Consider the following 5,636-nt stretch of genomic DNA (forward strand, 5'->3'; position numbering starts at 1 on the left):
GGACTATCTTGGCTGGGCTATGCCGCTGGCTATTCACCTTGCGAGGCTTTAGCAAATGCACTCTGCTGATATCACCTTCATCGTTGTGGGCATGGTGCTTGTTCTGGTGATCGGAAATATCGTGTTCTGGTTCGTGGCTGAACGGAAGAACCCGCCCATTGGCAGTTTCATCGAATGTGAAGGCGTACGGCTTCATTATATCGAGCGTGGTGATCCGGTAGCGCCGAGCGTCGTGCTGTTCCATGGCAACGGCTCGTTGATCCAGGATCTCATCATCAGCGGACTTGTGGACCGTCTTGCTCGCCATAACCGGGTTCTATGCTTTGATCGGCCAGGCTTCGGATATAGTCAACGGCCCCGCGCACGCATCTGGACGGCAACATCCCAGGCGGCGTCGTTCGTGAAGGCCCTTGACCAACTCGATGTGCGCGAGCCCGTCGTGCTGGGCCACTCGTGGGGTACGCTGGTCGCCCTCGCGATCGCATTGCAAGATAACTACCCAGTCCGTGGTCTTGTGCTTGCCTCCGGTTACTACTTTCCGACACGGCGGTGGGACTTCTGGATGATGTCAGGTCCAGCGGTGCCGGTGTTGGGTGATTTGATGCGCTACACTATAGCGCCGGTTATCTCCTGGGCCATCCTGCCTATAGCGCTTCGGAAGCTTTTTGCGCCTCGCTCCGTTCCGGGTAATTTCAAGGATCGCTTTCCAGCCTCCCTGACGCTTCGGCCGAAGCAACTGAGGGCGGCCGCGGAGGAAAGCGCGCTTCTAATTCCGGAAGCGGCACGACTGCAGTCTCGTTATCAAAGCATTCGATGTCCCATTTATATTTTCCACGGAACAGGGGACCGGCTTATCGAACCCGAACAGGCCCGACGTCTCCATCAAGTGCTGGGCCGCTCTGATCTGCATCTCGTGAATGATGCCGGGCACATGGTGACCTATGCCGACACTGGCACGATTGCGCAGGCCGTGGATAACCTGAATGTATCCCTCGAGGAGCCAGTGCGAATCATCTCGTCGCGGGATGAGGACCGGCAACAGTTTCCGCGGGACCGCGAGCGAGGTCGTCCGCGAGCGCGTTGAGCTCCAATCCCCGTATAGCAGTTCATCTCCGCAAGTTACAGGGCCCAAGCCCTCTGCCGGTGGCCGGCTCCGGCGGGGATGGATTAACCGGCGAGGCCTACGATCGCGATGGCGTCCATGCCTTTTCTGCAGGGCGCTAAAGCATCGAGCGCGGCGGCATAGTCTGATCTTTAGCTGATGACATTGTCTCGGCGCACCGGGAGCATCCCGTTCCCCGTTTCACAAGTTGTTGTCTGACGCGAATCTTCTCGCGTTGCATTTATTCAATCGCAGGGCGAAGACACTCGCGCGGGTGCTGCCCACGTTCAACCAAAGGCAAAGACATGCGGGCGAGTCGAGTTTTTCTGGGCTTTGCATTGGCAATCGGTTGCGGCATCGCCCTTCAGAATACCGCGTTTTCGCAAGAGTATCGGGAAACGTGGGACAACAAAGGGCCTGCACGCCCGACGTCTGGCGGCTATGTGGCGCGCAAATCCCCGATGTGGACAGGATCGTGGCTTGCCTACGGCGAAATACTCCGCAACTCAGCGATCGTTGCCGCGCGGTTTTTGCACAAGGCGAAGCGCCCTCACGTGGTGAGGATCGCGACTACGGGCAAAGGCGTTACAATCGAGATTATGAACCGCGGCGCTACGATCGCGATTATGGCCCAAGGCCCTATGACCGAGACTACGGCCCAAAGCCGTACTACGGTCCAAAGCCGTACGATTATGACGACGAATAAAGTGGAAGATAGACTTCCCCGCCAAGCGGTCAGGGACGTCGCGAAAATATGGGCAGTAACCGGTACCGATACTTGATGCGATTCAATCCCGCATCACCGCGCCCGGGTCTCGCCCACCCTTGCCGCGCGCCCTCATGAACATCGCGATGCGCCTGCGGCTGATATCGCGCGGCACGTTTGTCGCGCAGTGCGTTCTCCATGGCCGCAGGACGTCCGACTCGCAGCGTTAGCAAAGCTTAGGCAATCCGTCGATGGGGCCGTGGTTCGTCCTAGGTCAGAGCGGCTCACTTTTACGGAGCCGGTCTCAGAGTCATTGTCTGCGGGCCGACCGCGCATAGATGCCGCGTTCGCGGCGTCGGAGATCTCCGGTTAGCGGCGGCCGCTGACTGACGGCCTGTCCGCGGTGAGCGGGAGACGGCTCCACTCACGCGGGGCCGTCTCCATTCCCGGGCCGGCTGCCCCCTGTAGCCTACCCAGCTGTTCACGGCGAGGCCACCGCGTCCGTAGGTTCAGCAGAGCGGAAGATCCAAGGCTGTCAGTCTAACGCAGTGGCGCGCCTGAGGGCGCGTACTGTTAAACGACTCGCGTCTGCTTTGAAGCGCAAACTGGAAACGTTCGATCGCTCTGAGCCTTACCGCTTTTGACCTTGGCCGTGTAAAAACGGCCGCAAAGGACGTGGGTCCTAGAAGCCGGGAGCCGCGCTTATCTCAGGCCGCGATCGCAGTGATCAGCGACCTGATTCCGACGATGTTCATGACCCGTGTCAGATTATAGGCCAGGACCGAGAGTGCCATTTCAGCGGCTACTTTTGGAAGCGTTTTGGTGAGGAAGTGTGTAGCGCCCATGCGGGCCTTCATCGTCCCGAACGGATGCTCGACTGTCTCTCGACGCTGGCGCATGGCTTGTGGGTTTGCATCAAGGCGCTGCTGCACAGCGTCGAGCAGATGCTCATGTTCCCATCGGGGAATCCGCCGCTCTGGCCCTGTCGTGCAGTGGGGTTTGAGCGAACAATCTCGACAGGCTGTGGTCCAGTAGCGCCGCAGCATCTTGCCGTCTTCCTCGCTAGTAAAGCGATATGGCAGTTGCTCCCCAGCTGGACAGCGATAGGCGTCCTCCTCGGACAAATAGACAAAGTCCTGCTTGCCGAAGCGACCTTCTGACTTGGCACCCGACGTCTGCGGCTTGGGCAGAGTTACCGTGATGCCGGCCTCGTGGCACGCGAGGATCTCCGGGCTGCTGAAGTAGCCGCGATCGGCAACGGCCTCGAGCGTCTCGGTCTGGAGAACAGCCTTCGCCTGCTTGGCCATATTGGCCAGTTGTGCCCGATCTGAGCCGCTGTTCGTGACCTCGTGTGCCACAATCAAATGATGCTCGGTGTCGACGGCGACCTGCACGTTGTAGCCGACAACGCCAGAGCCGCGGCCGCTCGTGGCCATCGAACGGCTGTCGGGATCGGTCAGGGAGATTTGCTGATCGGGCGAAGCCAGCTTCTGCTTCTCGTAGACAGCAAGCTTGCCCATTTCCTCCTTCAGCTTCGTCAGCTTCTCGGTGAGCCTCGTCACCTTCGCGGCCAGCCCCTCGCTCGGCTCCTGCCGGTCGGCCGTGTCAAGCTGGCTCAGATAGCGCGCGACGCTCTCCTCCAGCTGAGCACGCCGCCGTTCCACCTTCGCCCGTGTGAAGTTCCTGTCCCGGTTGTTCACGGCCTTGAACTTACTGCCATCGATGGCGACGCTCGCCGTCGCCAGCAGACCCATCTCTCGGCAGAGTTCGACGAAGTGCGCACAGACCTTGCGCAGCGCCAGGCCATTGTCCTTGCGGAAGTCCGCAATCGTCTTGTGATCGGGAGCGAGCCGACCCAGCAGCCACATCACCTCGACATTGCGCCCGGCTTCTCGTTCGAGCCGCCGGCTGGACTGACCGCGGTTCAGATAGCCGTAAATCTAAAGCTTGAGGAGCACCGAGGGGTGATACGACGGCCGACCAGTCGCCGCCGGCTCCACACCCTCAAAACTCATCCTAGCCAAATCGAGCGCCTCGACAAACGCGTCGATCACCCGAACAGGGTTGCTCTCGTCAATGAAATCATCGAGGCATTCGGGCAATAGCGTCCATTGCCCACGATCCGCCTCTTCAACGAAGCGCCTCATCAATTCCCCCGCAGAATCACGAGAGAATCATAACAGCGGCACAGCGTTTTCACACAGCCAGGGTCAAACTCGGAAATCGGCCTCTGCAGGAAGCAGGTCCGCTCTTCTGCAAAAAGAGGACATCCAATGTGCTTCAAGGCTGTCAGAATTCGTGCTGTCAATGACGATCAGCCACGCTTCGACTTCTATGCGCTTAGTTCGTCGAGTAAGGCCGCCGCCTTCTTCAAGTCGGATGTGTCGAAGCCCTCGGTGAACCAGCCGTAGACAATCCAGGTCGCGCCCGGCGCAGTTACCTGGGCCTCGACATTGAGATCGGACCGCGTAGTGAGCGAGAGCCGCTTGCAGCCCTGAGCATCGTCGTAACTCCGCGCCTCCACGATAGCGCCGGGCATGGCATCGCCCGTCATTTCGATATCGGTGAACCTGAGGTGATGCGTTCGTCCATCGATCCCCTCGACGACCGCATAGGCCGAGCCCTTCAGTTCGTCATGCAGTCCGCGCTCGATTAGACGGCCGACCACTTTATCCGCCGGCTGTTCGCCGTGCAGCGAAAAGCCGGACACGTCCGGCTCGCGGCCAAACCCGCGCATTGCCCGATGCATCGTTTTGATGATGTCGCCGCGAACTGAGAGATCACGCAGCTTGTCCTCGATATCGGGTTTGAGGGTCCAGCAGCCGGGTGCAACCTGCTCGGTAAGATTGAGACGCTCCAGCCTTGCCGCCCGCCCGACCATCAGGCGACGGAGTTCAGGGTCCTCACCAGATGCGCTGGGGCGAAGGTCCGCCACGCCTGCCCCTTCGTCAGCGGCAATACGCAGCGCCCGATCTAGACTCGTCCAGCGTTCAGCCTCGACCTCCCTTTTTAGGGCAGACTGAATTTCCTGCTCGCTGCGGGGCCCAAGCTCCAGCGTAACGCGCTCAGCGGCACGATCCCGAAACCCGCGGCTGATGTAATCCCGGCTGATGACCAGATCTTGGCCGTCCTCTGCGCGGCCGCGGATCAGAACATGGACATGCGGATTGTCAGTGTTCCAGTGGTCGACCGCGATCCAGTCCAGTTTGGTTCCGAGATCGCGCGCGACGTCGGACATCAACTCGCGCGTGAAGAGGCGGAGATCGCCGAGCTCGGCGGCATCTTCCGGAGAAATGATAAATCGAAAATGATGTCGGTCATCCTTGCAACGCTCGGCGAAAGCCCTCTCATCCGCCGCATCCGACGTCACGTCGAACATCCGCGCGTCGCTGCCGTCTCGCGTGACGCCCTCCCGCTTCAAATAGGTCATGTGCTAGGAAATCGGCGCCGAACGAAAACGCGTGCCTTGATGACGGACCACGCGCGCCTTCATCACCACGCGTCGCGAGCTTGACCGGAGGGACAGGGAGAGCGCGGCACGTCGGCGCCGTCCGAAGCGCGACCGGCTCGCGCCGCCCTTGCCGCGCCCGAAACCGTCGCCGACATGCCCGGCCTTCTTGGCCGCCCGCATGACCTGGCCAACAAAGCTCTTCGGACGTGAGGGACTACCTCCGCCGTCGCGGATGCGACCAGGACGAACGCGAAGATCATTGTCCTGCCCACTCACGATCGTCTCTCCGCGAGATATTGCTGGCCGACGGCTCTCCCCGCATTGATTTCCCTGGCGATTTGGAATGAGGTGACGGCTTGATCATTCCGGTTGCCTCT

2 protein-coding genes and 1 pseudogene are annotated in these 5,636 nt (G+C 60.4%); 1 reads left to right on the forward strand and 2 read right to left on the reverse strand.

Annotated elements, in window-relative coordinates:
- Positions 1–55: 55 nt before the first annotated feature.
- Positions 56–1,084 carry an alpha/beta fold hydrolase gene (locus CQ12_RS30165; protein ID WP_083519539.1) on the forward strand — a complete coding sequence of 343 codons (1,029 nt, stop codon included), beginning with the start codon at positions 56–58 and terminating at the stop codon, positions 1,082–1,084.
- Positions 1,085–2,515: 1,431 nt separating this feature from the next.
- Here CQ12_RS30165 and CQ12_RS30175 read toward each other — a convergent pair.
- Positions 2,516–3,955 (reverse strand): annotated as a pseudogene (locus CQ12_RS30175) (IS1182 family transposase).
- Between the two features lie 185 nt (positions 3,956–4,140).
- Complete coding sequence (locus CQ12_RS30185; protein ID WP_430642284.1) at positions 4,141–5,187, reverse strand: relaxase/mobilization nuclease domain-containing protein; 1,047 nt, start codon at positions 5,185–5,187, stop codon at positions 4,141–4,143.
- Between the last annotated feature and the right edge of the window lie 449 nt (positions 5,188–5,636).

The sequence above is a fragment of the Bradyrhizobium jicamae genome (assembly GCF_001440395.1).
Lineage (GTDB): Bacteria > Pseudomonadota > Alphaproteobacteria > Rhizobiales > Xanthobacteraceae > Bradyrhizobium > Bradyrhizobium jicamae.

Excerpts from the sequence above, each read along its gene's own strand:
- CQ12_RS30165 (WP_083519539.1), top strand. The coding sequence starts at position 56 with ATGCACTCTGCTGATATCACCTTCATCGTTGTGGGCATGGTGCTTGTT.
- CQ12_RS30185 (WP_430642284.1), bottom strand. The coding sequence starts at position 5,187 with ATGTTCGACGTGACGTCGGATGCGGCGGATGAGAGGGCTTTCGCCGAG.